The following is a 22,646-nucleotide window of genomic DNA, read 5'->3' on the forward strand; positions in this document are numbered from 1 at the left end:
AAAAAGTAGTTTAATTCTCTCTTTTGGCGTAATTTTGAAACGTATAGATTCAGACCTGGAATAATGCGTAATTATAAACTAACAATTCAATACGACGGCACTAATTACTTCGGTTGGCAGATTCAAAAAAATAAAATTACCGTACAACAAAGAATAATAGAAGCAATAGAAGTAATACTCAAAGAGAAAGTCAATCTGATCGGCTCGGGCAGAACCGACACCGGAGTGCATGCGCTAGGCCAGGTGGCAAACTTCAGATTTCACGATGATTTGGATACGAATAAATTTATATATTCCTTAAATGCCCTTTTACCGAACGACATAGCAATTAATAATATTGAATGCGTGACTGAAAATTTTCATGCCAGGTACGACGCCAGGGAAAGGAAGTATATTTATCTATTCAGCCATGTAAAATCCCCTTTTTATTTAAGATACTCTTATTTGTTTCCGCCCGTAAGGAATATTGATATAAATCTTCTTAATGAATTAAGCAGCGTGTATCTCGGGAAAAAAGATTTTACTTCGTTTTGCAGAGCCAAATCGTCGGTTAATAATAAATTTTGTGAAGTAAGAGAAATCAGATGGTTCAGAAGGTCGGATTTTACGATTTTTACGGTATCAGCCGACAGATTTCTGCACGGCATGGTGCGCGCGCTTGCAGGCACAATCTTAAAGGCGGCTCTTAATAATGAAAGCCCCGGATTGCTTCAAAAAATTTTGGATGATAAAGACAGAAAATCCGCCGGCGAGGCGTTGCCCGCAAATGGTTTGTTTTTATATAAAGTGAGGTATTAATGATTGACTTGAAAAACAGAGTAGCCGTTATAACAGGCGGTTCCCGAGGTATAGGCGAAGCTTGCGTCAGATATTTTACGCAGGCAAACGGCAGAGTTGCTTTTACGTATAAAAATTCAGCCGAACGCGCCAAACAATTGGAAACTCGGCTGCAGGGGAAAGCAAAAGCATACAGAACGGATATGGAATCGGAAACGGAGATATTCCGTATGGTCGAACGGGCGGCTGAAGATTTCGGCAGTATCGACATTCTTGTTCATAACGCCGGAATATGGAACGACGGCCCTATCGACCGTTTGACTCTCGAAAAATGGAACGAGATTATAAGGATTAATCTTACTTCGGCGTTTTTATTTTCCAAAGCCGTTTTGCCTTTTATGAAAAACAATAGATACGGCAGGATAATTTTAATTTCTTCCACAGCCGGACAACGCGGCGAAGCTTTCCATTCGCATTACGCAGCCACTAAAGGCGGTATGATTTCTTTTACCAAATCGCTGGCGGTAGAATTGGCAAAGTTTAACATTACCGTCAATTCCGTGGCTCCCGGCTGGGTAGATACTGAAATGAACAACGAAGTTTTTGCCGACAAAAAATATAAACAGGAAATAATTAATTCTATTCCGTTGGGCAGGATTGCCACTGCGGAAGATGTAGCCGGTCCGGTTTTGTTTCTTGCGTCGGATCTGGCGGGGCATATAAACGGCGAAATACTTAACGTCAACGGCGGAAGCGTGCTCTGCGGTTAATCGAAAGGAAATTTATGGAAACCATTCACCCGATTATTATTCATTTCCCGATCGTGTTTTATATTATTTATTTTGTACTCGATGCCGCCGGCGTCTTAACCGGCAAGGAAAGTATGACTAAACCCGCTCTGGCTTTCCTGTTCCTTGCAATTCTTTTTTCTTTGGCGGCGGTATTGACGGGTAATATGGAAGCTCAGAAAATAAACGAGGTTTCAATTCAAAATTCCGGGCTGCAAAAAGCAATAAATAACCACGAACTTTTCTCTTCTTTGTTTGTCTGGCTTTGCGCTTCTCTGTTTTTTTACAGATTTTATACAATCAAGAAAAACAAAAACTTGCTTTACAATAAATTAATTATTCTTTTTTTTTCTATTATTGGCTTTGTATTAATATTAACTACCGCATATTACGGCGGTCAATTGGTTTATGAATTCGGAGTCGGAACCAAATTTTTCGGTGGATGATGAAGAAATATTTTGTTTTAATAATGATGTGGATTTCGGTCGCAGTTTGCGCTCAGCCGATAAAATTCGGAGAAGCCAAAGGATTGTTTATGTCGCTGGGAGTAGGTCCGAAATTCCCGATCGGAAATTTTTCCGATAAAAATAATATCGGAGTCGGAGCTGAAACTTCGTTGCTCTATACGGATAATCATTTGATGCCGTTCTTTTTTTATTCAACGCTGGGTTATCAGCATTATCCGGGCAGGCAGACTCTCTACAAGAAAACCGATTACGCGTCGTATTCGAGCAATATGATTTTTCTGGCGGCAGGCGTTAGGTATTATTTCACGCCGCTTGTGGAAAATATTGCATTGCTAATGCCTCTTGTAGACGCGGGTATACAATATTCTTATTTTGAGAATTCTCATATTTTCAAAGAAGGTAAAAACAAACAAAACTTTACCGAAGGGAAATCAAAGTTCGGCTTACAGGTGGGAGGAGGATTTTCGATGTTTATTCTCGATGTAATGGCGTATTATAATTATCTGCCGGATAATCAATATATCTCTATAGTATTTAAAGCCACTATCCCGATTTTTGTAAAAATTTAGGAGATGAAAATGGAATTTGAAAATGTTATACTCAGTAAAGAAGGAAAAATCGGAATCGTAAAAATCAACAGACCGGACAAACTAAACGCTTTGAATCTCAGAACGCTCGACGAGCTTCGTAAAATATTTAAAATGATTGAAGAGGATTCGTCAATCCTTTCGGTGATATTAACCGGAGCGGGCGATAAAGCTTTTGCCGCCGGCGCGGATATAACGGAAATCAATAAGTTGAGCAAACGGGAAGCCGAAGCTTTTTCAAAAAACGGACAGGAAATTTTTAATTATATAGAAAATTTCGATAAGCCGGTTATTGCCGCCATTAACGGATATGCGCTCGGCGGAGGATGCGAACTGGCAATGGCCTGCCATATCAGAATCGCTTCGGAAAATGCACGCTTCGGTCAACCGGAAATCAACCTCGGAATAATTCCCGGATACGGAGGCACGGTTAGATTACGGGAAATTGCAGGCAAATCAAATGCCCTCGAAATGATTTTAACAGGGGATATGATTGATGCGCAAGAGGCTTACAGAATAGGTCTTGTAAACAAAGTAACTCCGCACGCGGAATTACTTGATGCTGCAAAGAAGACGGGCGAAAAAATCGCTTCGAAAAGCGGCGTGATAATTAAATACGCTCTTGAATCCCTTAGAATCAAATCAACCGAACGCAGGGAGGAAATGGAAAACGAAAGCCGGCTCTTTGCGCTTTGTACGGAAACCGAAGACTTTAAGGAAGGCACTTCCGCTTTTCTCGAGAAAAGACCGGCGCAATTTAAGAACAAATAATACATCCCGATTTTTTCATGAATTATAAATTAACCTATTATCTTATCGGTATAGCCGTAGCTTTGCTCATTGTCAATCTGTCCGTTGATCTTTTCTCGAATAATAATGATGAAAAAGACAACGTGGTAGGCGAATATTCCGTTAGGGCAATCGATTCAGTATTCAGCGCAGTTCTGGAAAGCCATGGAATCGAAGAGAGCTGGGTGAGTAAGAAAAAGCTTAAAATTAGCGGCGAGGATTCCGTCCGTTATAAAATCATTGTGAGATTGCCCGAGGATTTACCTATCCCTCTGATTTTGCGGGATCTCGAATATGCTATTGAAAACGATATTACAAGTTTCGTCTCGGAAGAAAAAAAGATTTTCGGGGAAACTGAACTGCGCGTCTATTCGAACGAAAAATTGAAGTTGCTTGCCGATATAGTTCCCGACTCAAAATTAAAGCGGGAGCAAAATAATCTGGCGTTTATTTTTTATGAGCTGGAGCCGGGCGATTCGGAATTTACCGAGATACTCAACATGCCGTACCGGTTTGCGGTCGGATTTATTCCTTCAGAGGAATCGAAAAGCGCCGCAGATTCGATTAAAAAATACGATAAAGATTATGTCGTAATTTTGAACGACGATATTTCTTCGGATTATAGAATCAAGACTCGCTCGCATAAAAAGGTAATCGACAATGCGATAAACAAAATTGTGACGGATTTCTCGAAGTCCATTTTCTATCTAATCGACGTAAAATCGAAGCTCTATAATTCTCCCGTTTATAATTACGTCGAGGAAAGATTTAAGAAAAGGGGAGTAAAGCTTAAAAGAATATCCGATTTTATATTGCTCGACGATGAGGATAAAAATGAATTGCTTTCCAGATTCAAATATTATTGTGAAGATAAATCCGGCGCAAGGACTAAAATCTTTTTAATCACCTCCGATAATTTCTGGGTTATTAAATCCGAATTCGACAAATATCGCAAAAAGGGATATAGGATTGTGCCTGCAATTTAAGCGCCTCCCCGGACATCCCCTTTTTCGTCTATATAAACAATCTCAATACCGAGCTCCTTTACCTGCTCGTAAATTTTGTCCCTGTCGCCCACGGCTACAATAACTAGACTTTCCGGATGCAAATATTTTTTCGCCGCATCGATTATTTCTTCGTTTCGGACCGACTGAATTTTGTCAACGTAATTTTTATAATAATTCGTATCCAGATTATGAATAATTAACGGCGTTATATTTTTGGCTATCTGGGTATAAGTCTCGAATAACGATGGAAACTTTTTTGTATGAAATGACTTGGCAAAGTTAATCTCATCTTCTTCTATACGTTCTCTGACGCCGTTGATTTCTTTTATTATTTCTGAAATCGATTCGCCTGTGTTGACGGCATTAACTGCCGAGTGGACTTCGAAAAATCCTGCGTTTTTATGATATCCGTATACCGACCCTGCGCCGTAGGTAAAGCCTTTTTTTTCTCTGAGATTCAGATTGATTCTGCTAGAAAAATCGCCGCCTAAAATTGTATTCATTAATTTTAGCCTGTAGTAAGTTTCTTCGTTTCGTTTGACGCCGCGGTGCCCTATCCTTAATTCGGTTTGAGGGGCGTCCCTTTTGTCCGCAATATAAATCTTGGTATTCTGATCAACAACCGGCTCGATATTTTGATCAATCGTTATCTTTTGTCTGCCGTTAAAATTCTTGTTTACAAGTCTGACGATCTCATCTTTTGAGACATTTCCCACGACCGCAAAATTAAGTGAATTATTTTGAATATATTTTCGGTAATAATCCCTGACGTCTTCAATCGTAATTTTATCCAGCGTCTCGAGATAACCGAGTTCCGGATAAGCGTAATATGTTCCGTCGAAAACAATTCTGTCGAATGCCGTATTTGCAATGTAGGAAGGTTCTTTTCTCAACTGAATTATTTTACCGGTAAGTTTCTTTTTTTCCCTTTCGAAGTCTTCGGTATTCAAACGCGGATTGTTTAAGATTTCGGCGAGGAGTTCGAACGATTTTTCGAAATTCTCGCTCAATGAAAGCATTGATAATACAAATGTGTCGTGATCCACATTAATGCTAATAATTGTGCCCAACTTTTCGAATTCGTCGTTTAGTTCAAATGAATTATATTTACCCGCTCCTTCGTCTATCAGCAGAGAAGTAAGCAATGCAAGCCCTTTTTTGTCGGGAGGGTCAAGCCTGCTGCCTGCGTCAATCAAAACGTTGAGCTGTACGATCGGCAACTTTTCTTTTTGAGAATAATAGATCGTATTGTTATCCGTATCAAATTTTTCAATTTCGGGCAAATTGAAATCGACCTTAGTTTTCGGCTTGGGCGGCGTCGACCTGTCAAACATTAAGACCTCCTTCTTTGGGTACGATGTGCAGTTCAACATATTTATCGGACAGGTATTTATGCGCTGTCTCTCTAACTTTTGTACAGTTCACATTGGAGTACCGCGCCAGGTCATATTCAAACGAATCGGGTTCTCCGAGATGAAAATTATAAAGATTAAGCTGGTCGGCGATTGTGTCGATTTTCTGCAATGAATAAACATAATGCGATTTAATCGAATTTTTTGCTCTTTCTAATTCCTCGAAAGTAATACCATTCTCTTTCAGTTGATTGACTTGATTAAAGATCTCGGTTTTTAACTCGGTTGTGGATACGCCGGGTTTTGCCGTTGCAACTATAATAAACGCGCCTGCAAGTTTAGCGGAAAACTGAAACGCGCTTACATCTTGCGCAATCTGTTTTTCGAATACAAGCGACTTTTGAAGTCGTGAACTTTTGGCCGACGACAAGGCGTCTGCAAGAATATCGAGCGAGGCGTCGTCCTCGCCGAAAATTTTATCGGAATGCCAGGCTAAATAAATCCTCGGCAGTTCGATATTGTCAGGGTGAATGATTTTTTTCGATTCGGTCAATGAAACCGGATCGGCTGCCGGCAGTTCCGGCTTTTCGCTGCCCGGTATATCGCCGAAATATTTCCCGATTAATTCGAGGGCGTCTTCTTTGTCGAAATTTCCTCCCACAACAAGAGTTGCGTTTGAAGGCTTATAGTATTTATTAAAAAATTCTTTTACATCCTGGAGACTGAAATTTTCAATATCTTTCATCCATCCGATTGTCGGCCAGGAATAAGGATGGCCTGCCGGGAACAGATTCGAAAAAATTAATTCCCATGCCAGTCCGTACGGTTGATTTTCGTATCTCTGGCGTCTCTCGTTCATTACCACTTCTTTCTGATTATCTAGTTTCTCCTGGGTAAGAGACGGAAGCAGGAAACCCATACGGTCGGATTCGAGCCATAGCGCCAATTCCAGATAATTTGCAGGCACTGTTTCGTAATAATTTGTTCTGTCGAAGGAAGTCGAGCCGTTCAAACTGCCTCCGGCTTCTTCGATGAATTTGAAATGACCTTCTTTCGGCACGTGTTTCGAACCCTGAAACATCATGTGCTCGAAGAGATGTGCAAAACCTGTTTTGCCCAGCGTTTCATTTGCCGAACCTACTTTGTACCAGATGTTTACCGAAACAGTCGGCACGGACTTATCCTGAAACAATATTATTTCGAGTCCGTTTTCCAGATAATGTTTGATGTAATTAATTTTGAAAATATTTCCGGACATCTCAATTCTCCTTCAGTATGAATTCAATCCGTTCGAGTTTGCCGTCTATGTTCGAACGGGTCGATATTCCGAATATCTTGCAAAGGAGCGGGTAAAGGTCGATATTCCAGAGCGTTCCCGTCTTGTAGCTGGATTTGAATGCCGGACCGTGAGCCAAAAAAATGCCGTGCATATCGATCAAATTATTATCGTAACCGTGATTTCCTTTCGCTTCGTCGAGCCATTCGGGAGCTTCATTTGTTCTTAAACTCCAGCCCAAATCGGCAACCAGAATCAGTCTGTAGATAAAGGGATGAGAGCTGAAATGATAATAATCCGGCATTTCCTCCTTCTTGTAAACTTTGAAATGATTTTCGGATTTTTTCAGGAGCTCGTAAACTTCTTCAGTTTTATCTTTCGGAGGATTAACAAACATTACAGGACCGTCGTATTGAAAACTGCATTTGTATTTTTCAATTATCTCTTCGATGTTAATTGTTCTTTCCGGGGCTATCGCCGTCATGCCGTGGTCGGATACGAAAATATAGTTTACGCTGTCTTTCAGATTAGTTTTGTCGATCTCGTTCACCAGATATGCGGTAACGGAATCGAGGTATGCAATTGCCCGGTTTGTTTCCGGGGAGTCCGGTCCGTAATCGTGTCCGTATGTATCCGTATCATGAAAGTAAATAGTAATAAAGTGAGGACGTTTGTCGTCAGGAAGTTTCAACCAATTAATAATTCCTTTTACTTTTTCCCGGTAGCTTCTGTTGTGGTCGTATTTTTCGTAATAAGTGGGACGCCTGTAATCCAAACTAATTTCCGAACCGGGCCAGAAATAGCTCGCTGTTACAATGCCGTTTCTTTCGGCGGTTTCCCAGAATGCTTCGCCAAGGTACCAGAAAGGTTCTTTTACAGCCGCGGTGTCGCCGAGAGAATATTCTTTATGTTTGATTGTATCTTTAAAGTAATTGCCTATTATTCCGTGGTTATCCGGATACATTCCCGTAATCAACGATATATGATTTGGAAAAGTCTTCGAAGGGAAAGCCGGCCTGAGCGATAAAGCTCTCACGCCTTCGTCAGCCAGTTTATTGAGATTCGGCGTAAGTTCTCTATCCAGATAATCCCAACGGAATCCGTCGAATGAGATTAATATTACATACGGTTTATTGCCGGCATATGCAAGAGTAGTAAAAAATAAGAATAAACAGATTATGTATCGTTTCATATAACTCCCTAAATTAAGACGGAAATATAAAAAAATAATAGTATTCGAGGATTTGATAAATACAAGTAATTTAAATTTCAAAATAAATTAAAATTATATAAAATTTTTTTTCGCCATTTAAAAGTATTTTCCTATTTTCAGAAGTGCGATATATAAATTCCATAGGGTATTAAGAAATCGTTAAGAATTAAAAAACAAGTTGAAAATGAAATTAATTCCCCTGATATTTGATGCCGGAATCAATCAGTTATTGACTGGCGTTTCATTAGGGGAGTTCGGAACAATTTGAGAAATCCGAAAATTTATGCAAATTAATTTAACCCAAATTAAATCTGATATGATATTGAACCGTTCGAATAATCTTACCTTTTTTTTAATAAACATAATTTCCCAAAAAACAGAGGTTAAACTATGAGTAAATCATTTTACCGTATTTCAGCGTTACTGCTGATGTTAATGTTTTTGCCGACATTTTTGATGGCGCAAAACTACACAATCAGCGGTGTAGTAAAATCGCAAACAGGCGAGGTTCTAATCGGAGCCAACGTATTTTTGAAGGGCACCACATTGGGCGCCGCTTCGGAAGCGGACGGAACATACAAAATTACGGCTCCGAAAGGCAGATACACTATAGTTTGCAGCTACATCGGCTACGAAAAAGTTGAGTACGATATCAACCTTACAAACAACATGGAAGTCAACTTCACGCTGAGAGAACATGAATTCTCCCTGTCGGTTGAAGTTATCGCCGACCGCGCTAAAGAACAAAAAACGCCTGTTGCATTTACGGATGTCGATAAAAAAGAAATTGAGCAAGTATTAGGTTCTCGCGACATACCTCTGGTGCTTAACTATACTCCCTCGGTTTACGCCACTTCCTCTGGCGGCGGCGCGGGCGACGCTCGTATTAACGTGAGAGGTTTCAACCAGAGAAATATCGCTATAATGATCAACGGTGTACCCATTAACGATATGGAAAACGGTTGGGTATACTGGTCCAACTGGGACGGACTCGGCGACGCTACTTCTTCAATTCAGGTTCAAAGAGGACTTTCTTCCGTTACGCTTGCAACCCCAGCAGTGGGCGGCGTTATAAACATTGTTACGGATCCTACAGCTTCGAAAAGAGGGGTCTTCTACAAAAACGAAATCGGAAGCGGTAACTTTACAAAACAAACTCTCTTTGTCCATACAGGCTTGATAGACAATAAATTTGCTCTCACTCTGGGAGGAGTAAAAAAATCACAGGACGGAGTTGTCGACGGAACATGGTCCGACGCATATGCATACTATCTGGGAGCAGCTTATCAGGTGGATCAGAACAACAGACTGGAACTTTATGCTACCGGAGCTCCTCAAAGACACGGACAGAGAAGATGGCGTTTGAATGCCGCTACGTATTCACATGAACTGGCTCGCGAACTCGGTTATAGCGAAGAAATTTTGCAGGATCCCAAATTAGCCGAACAGGGAATTCTTTATAATTCCAACTGGAATTCTCTCGATCCTACATACCGCGGTAAACAGTACTGGAACGACGGCACAAGCAATCGTTATTCGCCTACTTTCATCAGTGAAAGCGAAAATTATTACCACAAACCGATCGTCAACTTCAACTGGTATTCGAATCTTACGAAAGATTTATCGTTATATACAACATTATACTGGTCGGGCGGCATCGGCGGAGGCTCTGGTACATTCGGTTCGATGGTTTGGGATTATACTCTGTTGCAGCGTGTAGTTGATTGGAACGGAACAATTCAAAGAAACATGAATAACATCGATACTCTTGCAAACGGTAATGCGGTAAAAGTATCCCGCGGAATTTTGAGAAACAGCGTAAATAACCAGTGGACGCTCGGCGGTATATCGAAAGCTTTCTATAAAGTTAACGAAAACCTTACAACGTCGTTCGGTCTGGATATACGCTATGCGGAAATCGAACATTACAGAGAAGTAAGAGATTTATTGGGCGGCGACTATTTCTATAGTACTGCAAATGCATTCGATATGCCCGATCAATATTACAAGAAACTCGGCGATAAAATCGATTACTTCTTTACTAACTCAGTAAGTTGGGTAGGTACTTTTGCTCAGGCTGAATACAGTATTGATAGATTCACGTATTATGCAACCGCAGGTTACTCGATGATCAAATATGATCATACAAATCACTTTAGAAAAGCAGCAGACGGTAGCGAATTATATACTGAAACAGATTGGATCGGCGGATACCAGGTAAAAGGCGGAGCCAGCTTCCGTTACAGCGCCGACCTTAATTTCTATGCAAACGCCGGTTATATAGCCAGAGTGCCGATTTTCGATCAGGTTATCGACGACAGAAGCGGCGCTAAAATTACTGATCCGAAAAACGAAAAAATTCTTTCTTTTGAAGTAGGAGCAAACTATAAAGCTTTAAACAACAGACTCTCGGCTAAAGCTAACTTATACTACACTATGTGGAAAGACAGAGCGCAATCCAGAGGAGTTGTTAATCCAGACGGCTCGGAAGGCCTTGTCTTTTTGAACGGCATTAACTCAAGTCATACCGGTCTGGAACTTGAGCTTGCTTTTCAAGCCTCAAAATTCCTGCGTTTCGATGCAGCGGCTTCATTTGCAAGCTGGGTTTACACAGATGATGTGGCCGGTGTGTATGTCGTTGATTACCAAACAAATCAACAAGAAGACTATAATTATTACATTAAAGACTTGAAAGTTGGCGACGCGCCTCAAAGACAAATTGCGGGAGGTATTACAGTTACACCTATTCAAGGATTTAATGCTCAATTGGCGTGGAGATATAATACTGAATATTATGCCGATTTCGATCCTTTTACCAGAACTAATGAAAGCGATAGAGGACAGGTGTGGAAAATTCCATCTTTCAATTTATTTGAATTACATTTCTATTACAATTTGCCAATTGAACTGAATGGGATGGACTTAACTGTTTTTGCTCACGTTTTCAATTTGTTTGACGAGCTTTACGTTCAGGACGCTACGGACAACAGCAGATTTAATGCCTATAAAGCAAACGGCGTAAATCACTCGGCAGACGACGCTGAAATTTATCCCGGCTTGCCGAGAACATTCAATCTCGGTTTCTCTATCAGATTCTAATTATTGTAGATTGTTAAAAAAAGCCGTCCCCAAAAGGACGGCTTTTTTTATTTATAATTAACAAACTGTACCGGAAAATCGAAATCCGCTTCTTTAACCAGTTGAATTACCGCTTGCAGGTCGTCAATCTTTGGAGCGGTAACGCGCACCTGCTCGTCCTGTATTTGAGCGTTGACTTTGAGCTTGCTGTCCTTTATTAATTTTGTAATCCGTTTTGCGTTTTCTTTCGATATTCCGCTTTGAAGAGCAATTGTTTGTTTTAATCTGCCGCCTGCCGCAGGTTCGGGCTCGTTCGGTTTCATGGCTTTGATCGATATACCCCGTTTTATAAATTTGCTCTGAAGAATGTCGAAAGACTGCTTTAATGAATAATCGTCCTTCGTGTTGATGTTAATTTGCTTGTCCTTTTTGTTGAATTCGATTTCCGTATTCGAATCCTTCAAGTCGTAGCGCTGTCGAATTTCCTTTAGCGCCTGGTTAATTGCATTGTCTACTTCCTGAAAGTCGACCGCCGAAACAATGTCGAACGAATGATTTGAAGCCATTTATCCTCCCGATGAAAAATTATTTGTTTACAAAAAAATAATTAAATTTATTTTGATATTAAAAATTATATCCGCTATATTGCACACAAAATAGAAGGGTTGTGAGCTGGCGTAATCCTGTCAACGGGGTTGGTTCCTTAATCACGGGTTAGTTCCATCAAAATGAAAAATACGTTCATTAGGATAATTGTAATTTTTTTTTTACTTCCGTTACCGTATTTCGCTTACTCTGTAACTTCTGTAATTAATGAATTGAGTAGTAAGGGCTTCGAAAATCTGTCGGTTAACGTAAAAGGGACGAAAATTTTTATTGCTTACGAAGACCGCGTCTATAGATTCAATATAGACGGATTGATCGAAGTAATGAATATTCTTAAGAATTACAGGGAATACGATACGGTAGTAATTACAATGCTCAATAAGAAAATACCTGTGCTCGAAATCCGGTACGATAACAGTTTGTTTTATTCTGTGACCGCCGGCACATCCGGTTGGAGCGATTTCGAAAAGAATTTATTTATTTCGTATACTCCAACGGAGTTTGATACGGAAAGCGATAATCAATCGGACTTTCGTACGGACTTAACTATTCATCCCGGTTTCAAAGGGCAGTTTGGAGATTACGATAATCCGGTTCGAGCTCAAATAAATATTATTCCGGAAATAAGAACTTCCTGGTGGAAAGGTATGGAATTGAATATTCAAACGATTATTCCCGTTTATAACGAATTTAAAGGCGAGGGAGATTATATAAGACCTGGCATCGTATCATTAGGACAGACGTTTAAATTTGACGAATCAACGTATGCATTTGCAACGATGGGATATTTTACTGAAAACAGGTACGGCGCGGATTTTTCCGCAATGAAAATTTTTAATAACGGCGACTTTGTTTTAAAAGGCAATGCCGGCTATACGGGATATCTTTCGGTTTATCAGAATAAATTCTTTTATTCCGATTTATATCTCTTTACGTATAATCTGAGTATGAAATATCGAATCAATAAATACGACCTTACAATCGGAATAACAGCGGGGAAATTTCTCTATGAAGACAAAAGTTTGAGAGTCGACATAAATCGACAGTTCGGCGAAATTGAACTCGGCTTTTTCGCCGTACGTTCTACTGACGGATATACCAACGGAGGATTCAATTTTTCGGTGCCGCTGTTTCCTTCCAGATATTCCAAACCCTCGTTTATACGAATAAGAACGGCGGAAAATTTCAGGTGGGAATACAGAGTAAAAGGAGAAATATCTTCGTTGGTGGGTATGACATATAAAACGGGGGACTATTTTGAAAAAGAATTATACAAATACAATCCTGCATTTATTAAAAAAGAATTGAAGAAGAAATTTATATCAAACCAGGAAAGGGGTATGTATGTACGCTAAAAAATCATTATCCGCTTCAATAATACTTTCCATATTTCTTGTGGTTGCATTGATTGCATACACAGGATGTGAGGGTTCAAAAACGGAACCGATAGTTCCAGCTCCAACAACGCCGGTTGAGCCGCCCGCTCCGTTGGTGTTGAACGGTTACGTTAAAGACGCCGTAACGCTCGGCGGCATTCAAGGGGCTACCGTTATTCTGGCTAATGAGTCAGGTGAAATATTGACTACTCTCGCAACGGACAATACCGGCAATTATCAATACGACGTTTCAAATATTCCGAGCGCCAGATTAAAAGTGAGCGCCGCTGCTGCTTCGTATGGCGCTAAAGTTGTCGCTGCGACAATTGATAAGGATAATTACACCGCGCAGGTGCCAACGACTTATCTTATTAAATTGAAAGGCGTAACTCAATCTGTTTCGGCTACAAGCGGCGGACAGGTAGGAACCACCACGACAGAGTCGGTAACTACAAAACAGGTCTCGGTGGACGTTCCTCCGGGCGCTTTGGCCACAAATACCGATATATCCGTGGCTCCAATAACAGTTAATAATACGGTGCCTTTACCGGCAACATCGAATAAAGTGGTAACGGCTGCGGCAAATTTTGAGCCTACCGGGATTACATTCTCTCAGCCGGTTACGGTTTCATTCCCGTTGCCTTATATCTCAACGCCGGGGAAGACAATGTCGGTCTACAGACTAAATCCGGTTACGCTTGAATGGGAAACAAGAGGAACTGCAACGGTTGACGCGGACGGAACTTCGGCTTCGACTCAGATAACCGGCTTCTCGTCGTGGACGGTAGCCGACGATGGTTCGATTTCAATAACCAGTGTTAATACAAACGAACCGGACGCGGCAGAACAAGTAGTAGCCAAAGGGCAAACAATCAGTCACTCTTATACGCCAATATTAAGCGTGACTCCCAAAACAGGCACGGTGAGTGAAAAATGGGTGCGTAATATTATCACCCAAACAGACGCGTTCGACGATTACGACTTGCGTTATGACGACCAGGGAAATATACTTGCTGTAAGTATTTCTTATACGGCATCGCCTCAACCCCCGCTGCCAGAAGAATATCAGGATGATCTGGATGGCGATGGAGTAGATGATCATTATAATCCCGATTTCCCGACGCAAAGAGGCACTTGGGTTTGGTCTGCCGTTGTTCAAAGATTTAAAGTAGCCGTAACAGCGTCTTTAAGCGCAGGCGAAACTTCCGCAGACGTTGTGGCTACGTTAAAAGTTTATAAAAAAGTTAGAGACCAATGGGTCTGGGTGCCAAAACACGATCAGGGCGTAGGCGGTTAATATTTTATCGGGAGCGCCCTTGATTAAAAGGGCGCTCGATTATTCATACCTTATGCAGAAATATTTTCTGTCCAATATTATTCATTGGGGTAGTACTTGCCTTAGTTCCAGGGTTTACCCGGTCTCGTGGATTTAGTTTGACCTGAATTGTGTTCGTTGAGTCTTCGTTGGATATCGTTGGTCGAACCGACGTAAAATCTGTTCTTTGAAGGGCTGAAAATTATGTAGGTAAAAAAAGTTTCCATTTTAGATTTTGGTCGGGGTGGAGAGATTCGAACTCTCGACCTCTTCGTCCCGAACGAAGCGCGCTAACCGGGCTGCGCTACACCCCGACGAAAATGGACAGACAAAAATATAATTTTTTTTATTAATTAAAAAACAAATAACCTCGGAAAGGGGAGGATGTATGAAAAAAATAATCACTATTCTAATTCTTTTTGTATTTTTTGCCGCTCAATCGGTCGACGCTCAGCTTGCAAAAAACAGCTGGGCAGTAGGCGCGGGATTTGACTATCCGCGTTATGTTAATTCAAATATTACAGCCACAAGCGCAAACTACGGCGCTTATCTTTCGATTCAAAGGAATTTTACCGAACACGTCGGACTCCGTCTCTCGGGCGCATATCTTCACTTGGAAGGCGAATGGGGAGCGCCCGTTACCACTACAGTCAACAATACGATTGCGGGAAATTTGAACTTGCTCTATTATCTTGTGCCTTGCGAACCCGTATCTCCTTATCTGAATGTAGGCGGCGGAGTTGCTTATAGGATGCTTACAGATCAGGCGACCCCCGGTGTAGAAGACAATGCGGCAAGCGGAGTTTTCAATGCCGGATTAGGCGTCGAGTGGCATCTTGGGAATGATTTTAAATTGGTCACGGAAGGGAACTATAATCTTGTTGCCAATTCGGAATTCGACGGTGCATTGGGAGTGGGAGAAATTAACGGAAAAGATTCTTATATGACCGCCAAGATAGGGGTGCTCTATTACTTCAGCAAAGGAGAACCTTCCAAATATTGCAAACTTTATTCCGGATTGAGCGTTGAACAAAAAGCCGCTCCGATCGATTATGCGCGGATCGAAGAAATTGTTAAAAGGTATATTCCGAAAGAAGTGGTTAAAGAAGTAGTTGTTGAAAAACCCGTTAAAGAAGAAAAAAGATGGGTGCTCGTTGGCGTCAATTTTGAGTTCAACAGCGCAAAGTTGACTCCCGAATCGTACCCGATTTTATTCGACGCCGCCAAAACGCTTCTGTCGAACCCGGAATTAAAAGTCGAAATTCAAGGCTATACGGACAATATCGGCTCGGAACAGTATAACAAGAAATTGTCTCAAATGAGAGCCGAAGCGGTTATGAAGTATTTGATTGCAAAAGGCGTAAGCGCAGACAGACTGACAGCCGTGGGATACGGCGAGAGCAATTCGATTGCCGACAATAAAACCGCCGAGGGCAGAGCAGCCAACCGCAGAATTGAATTTAAAGTAAAATAATATCCGTTTCGAGGAGGGAAGTCCTTTGCGACTTCTCTCCTTTTATTTTATTTAAATTATTTTTAATTTCACTTTAAGAACAAGCGTATCGAAGAGGAATCGTGAACTATCGATATTGGCTCCTCAGTATATTATTATTTCTCGTAATAGCCCTCTATACCTTTGTCTCTTTTTACAGCGAAGAAAAAATTAACGTTATTCAAAATTCTTATTATCTTCAGAGAATACACGCCCGTCAAACTTCATTGTCTTTTAGTGAAATGTTCGATAACTGGAAGGGCATTTTAAATTATCTCGCCGCCGACAAGGACATAATTGAGATGAATAAACGAGGTAAGGAACATCTCCGATTTTTATATAAAAACTTACGCAAAGAATTAAAAAGCATAACGCGAGTCGGTCCTGACGGAAAAATCACATTTACAGTTCCTTATGAAAACGCAGCCGGGATGGATATTTCTTCGCAAGCGCATGTAAGGGAAATTTTTCAAAAGAAAAAGCCGGTTATAAGCGATGTATTCCTGGCGGTGCAGGGCTTCTACGCTATTGTTATCCACGTTCCCGTTTTCAAAAACGACAAGTTCGACGGAACAATTGCGCTCGTTTTGAATTTTGAAAAAATTGCCGAAAAGTTTGTCAGAGAGGTAACGATCGGAAAAAGCGGTTATGCGCTGCTAATAAGTCGTAACGGAACCGAACTTTATTGCCCCAGGCGGAAACATGTGGGCAATAACATAAAACTGACTATTCATGACGACCCGGATTTCGGGAATATGATTAAGCGTATGCTGGAGGGGAAAGAAGGAACTTCGCATTTTTATTATGACCATGCATCCGAATCGTATCGTAAAATGAGAGCCTTTTATATGCCGATTTATCTCGACGGCACATTCTGGTCTCTGGCTATCGTTACATCCGAGGAGGAATTGACGGAGGGACTTGCTAATTTCAGGAATAAACTGCTGATACTTATAAGCGCAATCTTTCTTGGCGCCGTATTGTTTTCTTACTATGCATTCAAATCATGGGGACTTGTCAAAGAGACCGAAAAAAGGAAAAAAGCCGAAGCGAGATTCCGAGCCTTACTCAGCAATTCCAACGATATTTTTATGCTCATTAATTCAGAAGGCGTCATACAGTATGTAAGTTCGGCGATCGAAATGCTGACAGGTTTCGAGCCCGGGGATATTGAAAATAAACCGTTCGATAAATTTATTCATCCGGAAGATCTTAAAAATGTGGTCGAAGTTTGGGATCAAGTGCTTCAGAATGAAAGAAGTCTTTTCAGGGTTGAATACCGGGCGTTGAAAAAAGACGGCGAGTATATGTGGCTCGAAGCGGTCGGCAGAAATTTCCTTTCCGAACAACATCTAAACGCAGTGGTGGTTAATATAAGAGACATTACCGAAAGAAGAATAAAAGACGAAGAAATTCGCCGGAAGAACGAAGAAATAACGCGGTTTATTTACAGCGTTTCGCATGACTTGAAGAGCCCAGTTGTTACTATTCGTACGTTTGTCGATTATATGAAAGAAAATCTGAAAAAGAACGACATAAAGAAACTGTCCGACGACCTTATTTATATCGACAAAGCTTCCGATAAAATGAGTAAATTGATTGAAGATTTGCTTGAACTTTCCCGATTAGGACGGATTTCTCACAAAACCGAAAGATTGACTTTGCAAGAAATTGTAAAAGATTCTCTTAACCTTCTCGCAGGTCAACTGAAAGATAAAAATATACGGATAGACGTAACGGACAAACCTGTAATCATCTATGGCGACGGGGACAAGTTAGTTGATGTATTTCGTAATCTGATCGAAAATTCAATCAAATTTACGAGCGATTGTGAGCAGGCTCACATTGAAGTCGGCGTCAAAGAGAATGACGAAATTATTATCTATATTAAGGATAACGGCAGTGGGATTGAACCCGAATATAAAAACAAACTGTTCGGACTGTTCGAAAAACTGCACACTAATTACGAAGGTACGGGACTGGGATTGACGATTGTGAAACGAATAATCGAAATACACGGCGGCAGAATCTGGATTGAATCCGAAGGACTGAATAAAGGAACCACTGTCTTTATTACACTTCCGAAAACCAAAATCGCGGGGGTGGTATGAAAAAAAGAAACGCGGTTATCCTGTTAATTGAAGACGATATTGCCCATGCGGAAATCGTCAAAAGAAGTCTTGAGGCTTCCGAATTCAAAATAGAGCTGATTCATCTCTTCGACGGAAAGGAAGGGCTCGATTTTATCTTCAAAGCGGGAAAATATTCCGCCAATAATATCCAGCCGGATATCATTCTGCTCGATATCCGCCTGCCGAGAATCAACGGTTTCGAATTCCTTCAAAAAATAAAGAACGACGAAGCATTTAAAGTTATTCCGGTTGTCATATTGTCCACATCTTCAAATCAGACCGATATCGACAGAGCTTTCGAACTCGGCGCCAACAGTTATCTTATTAAACCCCTCAGCTTCGACAGATACAAAGAAATGTTCGGTAACTTTACCGACTATTGGATCGGAGAAAATTTTTTCCCTCAGCTTCAAGTTTGAATTTTTTCGAAATTTTATTTGTTTTCTAAGTATATTTAAACAAAAATTCACGGGATTTATATGAAAATCAAAAAATTTATACCGTTTGCTCTTATTCTGATTTCCGTTATTGCCGTAAACGCATGCTGTTCGTGCAAAAATGCCGTTGCCAAAGGCGGCAAAGTGAAAGGATATATTACGGTTGTAGGCAACGAACCGTTCTCTAAACTTGCGATTAAAACCGACGATGATAATGTATATATCTTGAAGTGTAAACCGGCCGTGGAAAGAGAATTATGGGAAAAGCAGGGAGACTACTATCTGGTTACTTTCACAAAAACCGAAAAGGATACGAGAGCTCCCGTTTTAATAGTTGAAGAAATAACCCCTTTAAATAAGAATACAAAATAGGCAGCAATATGAAAAAATTAGTTCTCATTTTAACCGTATTATCGACAATCGGTATTTTCGGACAGACATCAATAAAATTAAATAAATCGGCGGAAAAGGGAATCGCGCAGGAAAAGAGCTATCCGGTAGACGCTCGGCCGTTTCTCGAAAAATTCAGCAAAGCAAACGGAATCGACCTCTCGAAAATAAAACCTGAAAAATCTCTCAAAAAATCCTCCGCGTGGGGATTTACAGTCGGTTCAAAACATACGTGGACGGCTTCGGACCTGACTACAACAAATGAATTTTATGACGTACCGTCTACTTGCCGAGCCGTGGGTGATAATTGCTACATTTTTGTTGAAGACGATCTGTGGAACAAAGATAAGGTCGACCAGAACGCAGTAAATGCGGTATTGAACGCTTTTGAAAAATCGACTCCCGCAAACCCGAATAAAGGAATTTATCAAACCGTAGTTGAGAATTTCGGCAACCCGCCCGATGTGGATCATGATCCGAGAATTATCATTTTAATTCTCGATATTAAGGACAGTTATAACGGTTCCGGAGGCTATGTTTCGGGATATTTTTTCTCTTATAATCAAGAAACAGACAAAAGCAAACCGGGATTTTCTCACAGCAATGCAGCCGAGATTTACTATCTCGACGGCGTTCAGAATAAACTGTTAACCGAAGCCGGACTTACGAACGCTATGAGCACCACCGCGCACGAGTTTCAGCATATGGTACATTTTAATTATATAGAAGAAGAAGAGACGTTCTTTGACGAAGCCTGGTCGCTAGCCGCCGAAGTGATTTGCGGTTACGAAATTTATAATCAAAATCTTTATGCTCAGGAACCCGATCATTATTTTCTCGATTGGCGCCGGAACGACAACACCGCCGTTTTGACCGACTACTCGAGAGCAGCCCGCTTTTCTCTCTATCTCTACGAACAGTACGGATCGTCGTTCTTCAGGGAATTTCTTAATAAAGGAGTAAAAGGTTTTAACGGGGTGACCTACACACTGGGTTCAATCGACAAATCGATTACTTTCTCAACGCTAATGGAAAACTGGTTTCTGGCTAATTTTATAAACGACAAGAGCGTAAATCCGAAGTGGGGCTATTCTTATCCCGGGCTGCCTAAAATGGCGGATACAAAATATTTCAATCCGAACGTGTCGGTTTCTTCCGCTTCGGTTTATAAATACGGAGTCGATTACATTACTTTTACCGGCGGCAGCAATTTGAACGTTAAATTTACGACAAACGAAAGCATACAGTTAAAAGCAATTAAAAGAACTTCCTCCGGCGGCGTCGAAGTCGAAAACGTTTCTTTCGGAACGGATTATTCGCTGCCTTCCTTCGGCTCCGATTATTCCGAAGTGACTTTTATGGTTTATATGGTTGACCAGAATATATCTGCTACTGAAAATACAAAGTTCAAATATACATTCAACGCAACCGGCGTATTCGATAACAAACCGATCGAAATTGCTTACGACAATACTGAACCTGTGGGTTTATATCCTTGGGATATAGGCGATTCAGTTGCTGTTGTATTTAAGGGAGTAGAAGGTGCAAAATTAGATTCAATTAGAGTGGCTTTAAGAACATTAAGCCCTTTGCAAGGTGGCGTATGGAATATTGCTAATAGCGCTAAATATTTACTAGGTAATAAATTAGCATCATTTGAAGCGGTTGGAAATTATTATGTAGAGGGCAATTATCCAGCAAAATGGCCTAACTGGGTTAAAGTTGACTTAAGTTCATATAATATTTCTGCTGATAAGGATTTTGTTGTATCTTTTGTAATTGATGGGGATTATCTGGGCACCAATAATCCTAATAATAAAAATGGGCCAAATAGAGTAATGCATACTTATCAACCTACTTCTCAAAGTAGGACATATACGATGAACGGCGATGCCAAAGGTTGGTACAATTTTTATGTTGACGATGTGGTGCCGCAGGACTCTTTTATTGTATATCTTATCCGCGCTTACGTAAGCTATAAAACAACCGGCAATAACGATGTAATCGAATTGCTGCCAACGAGTTACGCTCTCGATCAAAATTATCCCAATCCTTTTAATCCGTCTACAATTATAACATATACATTGCCCGAAATGAACAACGTGCAGATAAAAATATACGACGCGCTGGGCAGGGAAGTGAGGAGCTTACTAAACGAAGTTAAATCGGCTGGCAAACACAGCATTCTCTGGGACGGTATGGACAATTTCGGAAATCGTGTAAGCAGCGGTACGTACTTCTATCAAATTATCGCCGGCGATTTCGTCCAGACCAGAAAAATGGTGATGGTGAAGTAGTGTTAGGGATTAGGAGTTAGGGATTAGTTATCAGGGATTGGTGGTATTAATATAAGAGCCTGTCGATTTGCCGGCAGGCTCTTTCGTTTTTAAATGACTGATAAATCAGGTTATTTCATATTCCGATACTACCGCCTTCGCGCTTTTCTTTAACTTTTTCGGTTTGGGCAATTTACCGTTGTCGTTCCCGGAAATTTCCACTTCTATTTTGTTCTCTTCATTTTTGGCTTCGCGGTAAACGTAAATTTTATTTTGATAATTGCGCATTACAATTTTTTCTTCGTCGCGGTGGAGAATATAATCGGGCAGAACGGGAATTTTACCTCCGCCTCCCGGGGCGTCGATAACAAAATGAGGAATTGCCAATCCGCTTATATTGCCGCGCAGAGCGAACATAATTTCCAAACCTTTGTCGAGCGAAGTTCTGAAATGATTTGCCCCTCGGGTTTCGTCCGCCATAAAAAGGTAATAAGGTCTTACGCGTATTTTTAACAATTTAAGGAACAACTCTTTGAGCACTTGCGGATCGTCGTTAACGCCTTTCATCAATACAGCCTGATTGTTTACGGGAAATCCGGCGTCAACCAGCATTTGGCAGGCTTTAGTGCTCTCCGGCGTTATTTCCCACGGATGATTGAAATGCGTGTTAATGTATATCGGATGATATTTCTTCAACATTTCGACAAGTTTGGGCGTGATTCTGTGGGGCAAAACGCACGGCATTTTTGTGCCGATGCGGATTATTTCGATGTGAGGAATCTGGCGTATTCTTTTAATTATTTTTTCGAGCATTGTGTCGGTTAACATCAGCGGATCGCCGCCGGACATGATTACATCTCGAACTTCGGTATGTTCCTCCAGATATTTGAACGCCGATTCCAATTGCCGCATCGAAATCTTATCGGAGTTGCCCACTTTCCTTTTGCGCGTGCAAAAACGGCAGTACATCCCGCATTGGCTTGTCGTCAAAAACAATACTCTGTCGGGATAACGGTGAGTGATATTAGGCACGGGACTCATAGCGTCTTCCAGAAGCGGGTCTTCGTAGCCGTCCAGGTCTTCAAGCTCTTTGACGTCGGGGACGCATTGAAGCCAGATGGGGTCGCCGGGATAACGTATCAGGCTCAGATAATAAGGATTAATGCGCGCCTGAAAAAATTCGTCGAGTTCCTCGGCTACCTTTCTGTCGATATTGAATTTTTCAACGAGTTGGTCTACGGTGTGTATACTGTCCCTTATCATTTGCTGCCAGAGTTCCATATGTGTG

The 22,646-nt window shown here is 41.0% G+C and carries 20 protein-coding genes and 1 tRNA gene; 14 read left to right on the plus strand and 7 right to left on the minus strand.

Annotation, left to right across the window (positions count from 1 at the left end; genetic code table 11):
- Positions 1 to 63 precede the first annotated feature (63 nt).
- The 6 genes from truA to ACOYVE_RS08360 are packed head-to-tail and all read left to right on the plus strand — an operon-like array spanning position 64 to position 4,394.
- Positions 64 to 798: a tRNA pseudouridine(38-40) synthase TruA gene (gene truA, locus ACOYVE_RS08335; protein WP_014856470.1), complete on the plus strand. Its 735-nt coding sequence runs from the start codon at positions 64 to 66 to the stop codon at positions 796 to 798.
- Entirely contained in the window at positions 798 to 1,547 is a 750-nt protein-coding gene (locus ACOYVE_RS08340) for an SDR family NAD(P)-dependent oxidoreductase (RefSeq protein ID WP_422881524.1), read from the plus strand. Before truA ends, ACOYVE_RS08340 begins: the two co-directional genes overlap by 1 nt.
- Positions 1,548 to 1,561: 14 nt before the next feature.
- Positions 1,562 to 2,011, plus strand: coding sequence for a DUF2231 domain-containing protein (locus tag ACOYVE_RS08345; protein WP_014856472.1), 450 nt, complete (start codon positions 1,562 to 1,564; stop codon positions 2,009 to 2,011).
- Positions 2,008 to 2,601 (plus strand): hypothetical protein, encoded by a 594-nt coding sequence (locus tag ACOYVE_RS08350; RefSeq protein ID WP_422881525.1) that lies wholly within the window; start codon positions 2,008 to 2,010, stop codon positions 2,599 to 2,601. The genes ACOYVE_RS08345 and ACOYVE_RS08350 overlap by 4 nt, the downstream gene beginning before the upstream one ends.
- Before the next feature lie 9 nt (positions 2,602 to 2,610).
- Positions 2,611 to 3,390, plus strand: a complete 780-nt coding sequence (locus ACOYVE_RS08355; RefSeq protein ID WP_422881526.1) for an enoyl-CoA hydratase/isomerase family protein — start codon at positions 2,611 to 2,613, stop codon at positions 3,388 to 3,390.
- Positions 3,391 to 3,407: 17 nt separating this feature from the next.
- Positions 3,408 to 4,394, plus strand: coding sequence for a hypothetical protein (locus ACOYVE_RS08360; RefSeq protein ID WP_422881528.1), 987 nt, complete (start codon positions 3,408 to 3,410; stop codon positions 4,392 to 4,394).
- On the opposite strand, the gene ACOYVE_RS08365 is transcribed toward ACOYVE_RS08360, so the two are convergent.
- The 3 genes from ACOYVE_RS08365 to ACOYVE_RS08375 are packed head-to-tail and all read right to left on the minus strand — an operon-like array spanning position 4,391 to position 8,235.
- Positions 4,391 to 5,749, minus strand: coding sequence for a M16 family metallopeptidase (locus tag ACOYVE_RS08365; protein ID WP_422881529.1), 1,359 nt, complete (start codon positions 5,747 to 5,749; stop codon positions 4,391 to 4,393). The genes ACOYVE_RS08360 and ACOYVE_RS08365 overlap by 4 nt on opposite strands.
- A complete protein-coding gene (locus ACOYVE_RS08370) occupies positions 5,742 to 7,025 on the minus strand; it encodes a M16 family metallopeptidase (protein ID WP_422881531.1) in 1,284 nt (427 codons plus the stop codon). Before ACOYVE_RS08370 ends, ACOYVE_RS08365 begins: the two co-directional genes overlap by 8 nt.
- Before the next feature lies 1 nt (position 7,026).
- Positions 7,027 to 8,235, minus strand: a complete 1,209-nt coding sequence (locus tag ACOYVE_RS08375; RefSeq protein ID WP_422881532.1) for an ectonucleotide pyrophosphatase/phosphodiesterase — start codon at positions 8,233 to 8,235, stop codon at positions 7,027 to 7,029.
- 411 nt (positions 8,236 to 8,646) lie between these two features.
- On the opposite strand from ACOYVE_RS08375, the gene ACOYVE_RS08380 reads away from it, so the two are divergent.
- A complete protein-coding gene (locus ACOYVE_RS08380; protein ID WP_422881534.1) occupies positions 8,647 to 11,355 on the plus strand; it encodes a TonB-dependent receptor in 2,709 nt (902 codons plus the stop codon).
- Positions 11,356 to 11,402: 47 nt separating this feature from the next.
- On the opposite strand, the gene ACOYVE_RS08385 is transcribed toward ACOYVE_RS08380, so the two are convergent.
- Positions 11,403 to 11,900: a YajQ family cyclic di-GMP-binding protein gene (locus ACOYVE_RS08385; protein ID WP_014856481.1), complete on the minus strand. Its 498-nt coding sequence runs from the start codon at positions 11,898 to 11,900 to the stop codon at positions 11,403 to 11,405.
- A gap of 162 nt (positions 11,901 to 12,062) precedes the next feature.
- Here ACOYVE_RS08385 and ACOYVE_RS08390 point away from each other — a divergent pair, with 162 nt between their 5' ends.
- Both ACOYVE_RS08390 and ACOYVE_RS08395 read left to right on the plus strand, forming a co-directional pair.
- A complete protein-coding gene (locus ACOYVE_RS08390; RefSeq protein ID WP_422881535.1) occupies positions 12,063 to 13,295 on the plus strand; it encodes a YjbH domain-containing protein in 1,233 nt (410 codons plus the stop codon).
- Positions 13,285 to 14,613 carry a hypothetical protein gene (locus ACOYVE_RS08395; RefSeq protein ID WP_014856483.1) on the plus strand — a complete coding sequence of 443 codons (1,329 nt, stop codon included), beginning with the start codon at positions 13,285 to 13,287 and terminating at the stop codon, positions 14,611 to 14,613. The genes ACOYVE_RS08390 and ACOYVE_RS08395 overlap by 11 nt, the downstream gene beginning before the upstream one ends.
- A gap of 101 nt (positions 14,614 to 14,714) precedes the next feature.
- Here the strand turns inward: ACOYVE_RS08395 and ACOYVE_RS08400 are convergent, their stop codons facing one another.
- Positions 14,715 to 14,858 (minus strand): GIY-YIG nuclease family protein, encoded by a 144-nt coding sequence (locus ACOYVE_RS08400; protein ID WP_014856484.1) that lies wholly within the window; start codon positions 14,856 to 14,858, stop codon positions 14,715 to 14,717.
- A 9-nt stretch (positions 14,859 to 14,867) separates the two neighbouring features.
- Positions 14,868 to 14,945: transfer RNA gene (locus ACOYVE_RS08405), tRNA-Pro, on the minus strand.
- Between the two features lie 74 nt (positions 14,946 to 15,019).
- On the opposite strand from ACOYVE_RS08405, the gene ACOYVE_RS08410 reads away from it, so the two are divergent.
- The 5 genes from ACOYVE_RS08410 to ACOYVE_RS08430 all read left to right on the plus strand — a co-directional run bounded on the left by ACOYVE_RS08410 (position 15,020) and on the right by ACOYVE_RS08430 (position 21,379).
- The gene (locus ACOYVE_RS08410) at positions 15,020 to 16,105 is read left to right on the plus strand and encodes an OmpA family protein (RefSeq protein WP_014856486.1); all 1,086 of its coding nucleotides are present in this window, start codon (positions 15,020 to 15,022) and stop codon (positions 16,103 to 16,105) included.
- Positions 16,106 to 16,206: 101 nt separating this feature from the next.
- Positions 16,207 to 18,234, plus strand: a complete 2,028-nt coding sequence (locus tag ACOYVE_RS08415; RefSeq protein WP_014856487.1) for a sensor histidine kinase — start codon at positions 16,207 to 16,209, stop codon at positions 18,232 to 18,234.
- Positions 18,231 to 18,674, plus strand: a complete 444-nt coding sequence (locus ACOYVE_RS08420; RefSeq protein ID WP_014856488.1) for a response regulator — start codon at positions 18,231 to 18,233, stop codon at positions 18,672 to 18,674. The genes ACOYVE_RS08415 and ACOYVE_RS08420 overlap by 4 nt, the downstream gene beginning before the upstream one ends.
- Positions 18,675 to 18,734: 60 nt before the next feature.
- Entirely contained in the window at positions 18,735 to 19,064 is a 330-nt protein-coding gene (locus ACOYVE_RS08425; protein ID WP_014856489.1) for a hypothetical protein, read from the plus strand.
- A gap of 8 nt (positions 19,065 to 19,072) precedes the next feature.
- The gene (locus tag ACOYVE_RS08430; RefSeq protein WP_014856490.1) at positions 19,073 to 21,379 is read left to right on the plus strand and encodes a FlgD immunoglobulin-like domain containing protein; all 2,307 of its coding nucleotides are present in this window, start codon (positions 19,073 to 19,075) and stop codon (positions 21,377 to 21,379) included.
- A 105-nt stretch (positions 21,380 to 21,484) separates the two neighbouring features.
- Here the strand turns inward: ACOYVE_RS08430 and ACOYVE_RS08435 are convergent, their stop codons facing one another.
- Positions 21,485 to 22,639: a KamA family radical SAM protein gene (locus ACOYVE_RS08435; RefSeq protein WP_422881538.1), complete on the minus strand. Its 1,155-nt coding sequence runs from the start codon at positions 22,637 to 22,639 to the stop codon at positions 21,485 to 21,487.
- Positions 22,640 to 22,646 lie beyond the last annotated feature (7 nt).

Source organism: Melioribacter sp., from assembly GCF_049325435.1.
In the GTDB taxonomy this organism is placed as follows: domain Bacteria; phylum Bacteroidota; class Ignavibacteria; order Ignavibacteriales; family Melioribacteraceae; genus Melioribacter; species Melioribacter roseus.

Excerpts from the sequence above, each read along its gene's own strand:
- truA (WP_014856470.1), top strand. The coding sequence starts at position 64 with ATGCGTAATTATAAACTAACAATTCAATACGACGGCACTAATTACTTC.
- ACOYVE_RS08340 (WP_422881524.1), top strand. The coding sequence starts at position 798 with ATGATTGACTTGAAAAACAGAGTAGCCGTTATAACAGGCGGTTCCCGA.
- ACOYVE_RS08345 (WP_014856472.1), top strand. The coding sequence starts at position 1,562 with ATGGAAACCATTCACCCGATTATTATTCATTTCCCGATCGTGTTTTAT.
- ACOYVE_RS08350 (WP_422881525.1), top strand. The coding sequence starts at position 2,008 with ATGATGAAGAAATATTTTGTTTTAATAATGATGTGGATTTCGGTCGCA.
- ACOYVE_RS08355 (WP_422881526.1), top strand. The coding sequence starts at position 2,611 with ATGGAATTTGAAAATGTTATACTCAGTAAAGAAGGAAAAATCGGAATC.
- ACOYVE_RS08360 (WP_422881528.1), top strand. The coding sequence starts at position 3,408 with ATGAATTATAAATTAACCTATTATCTTATCGGTATAGCCGTAGCTTTG.
- ACOYVE_RS08365 (WP_422881529.1), bottom strand. The coding sequence starts at position 5,749 with ATGTTTGACAGGTCGACGCCGCCCAAGCCGAAAACTAAGGTCGATTTC.
- ACOYVE_RS08370 (WP_422881531.1), bottom strand. The coding sequence starts at position 7,025 with ATGTCCGGAAATATTTTCAAAATTAATTACATCAAACATTATCTGGAA.
- ACOYVE_RS08375 (WP_422881532.1), bottom strand. The coding sequence starts at position 8,235 with ATGAAACGATACATAATCTGTTTATTCTTATTTTTTACTACTCTTGCA.
- ACOYVE_RS08380 (WP_422881534.1), top strand. The coding sequence starts at position 8,647 with ATGAGTAAATCATTTTACCGTATTTCAGCGTTACTGCTGATGTTAATG.
- ACOYVE_RS08385 (WP_014856481.1), bottom strand. The coding sequence starts at position 11,900 with ATGGCTTCAAATCATTCGTTCGACATTGTTTCGGCGGTCGACTTTCAG.
- ACOYVE_RS08390 (WP_422881535.1), top strand. The coding sequence starts at position 12,063 with ATGAAAAATACGTTCATTAGGATAATTGTAATTTTTTTTTTACTTCCG.
- ACOYVE_RS08395 (WP_014856483.1), top strand. The coding sequence starts at position 13,285 with ATGTACGCTAAAAAATCATTATCCGCTTCAATAATACTTTCCATATTT.
- ACOYVE_RS08400 (WP_014856484.1), bottom strand. The coding sequence starts at position 14,858 with ATGGAAACTTTTTTTACCTACATAATTTTCAGCCCTTCAAAGAACAGA.
- ACOYVE_RS08410 (WP_014856486.1), top strand. The coding sequence starts at position 15,020 with ATGAAAAAAATAATCACTATTCTAATTCTTTTTGTATTTTTTGCCGCT.
- ACOYVE_RS08420 (WP_014856488.1), top strand. The coding sequence starts at position 18,231 with ATGAAAAAAAGAAACGCGGTTATCCTGTTAATTGAAGACGATATTGCC.
- ACOYVE_RS08425 (WP_014856489.1), top strand. The coding sequence starts at position 18,735 with ATGAAAATCAAAAAATTTATACCGTTTGCTCTTATTCTGATTTCCGTT.
- ACOYVE_RS08430 (WP_014856490.1), top strand. The coding sequence starts at position 19,073 with ATGAAAAAATTAGTTCTCATTTTAACCGTATTATCGACAATCGGTATT.
- ACOYVE_RS08435 (WP_422881538.1), bottom strand. The coding sequence starts at position 22,639 with ATGGAACTCTGGCAGCAAATGATAAGGGACAGTATACACACCGTAGAC.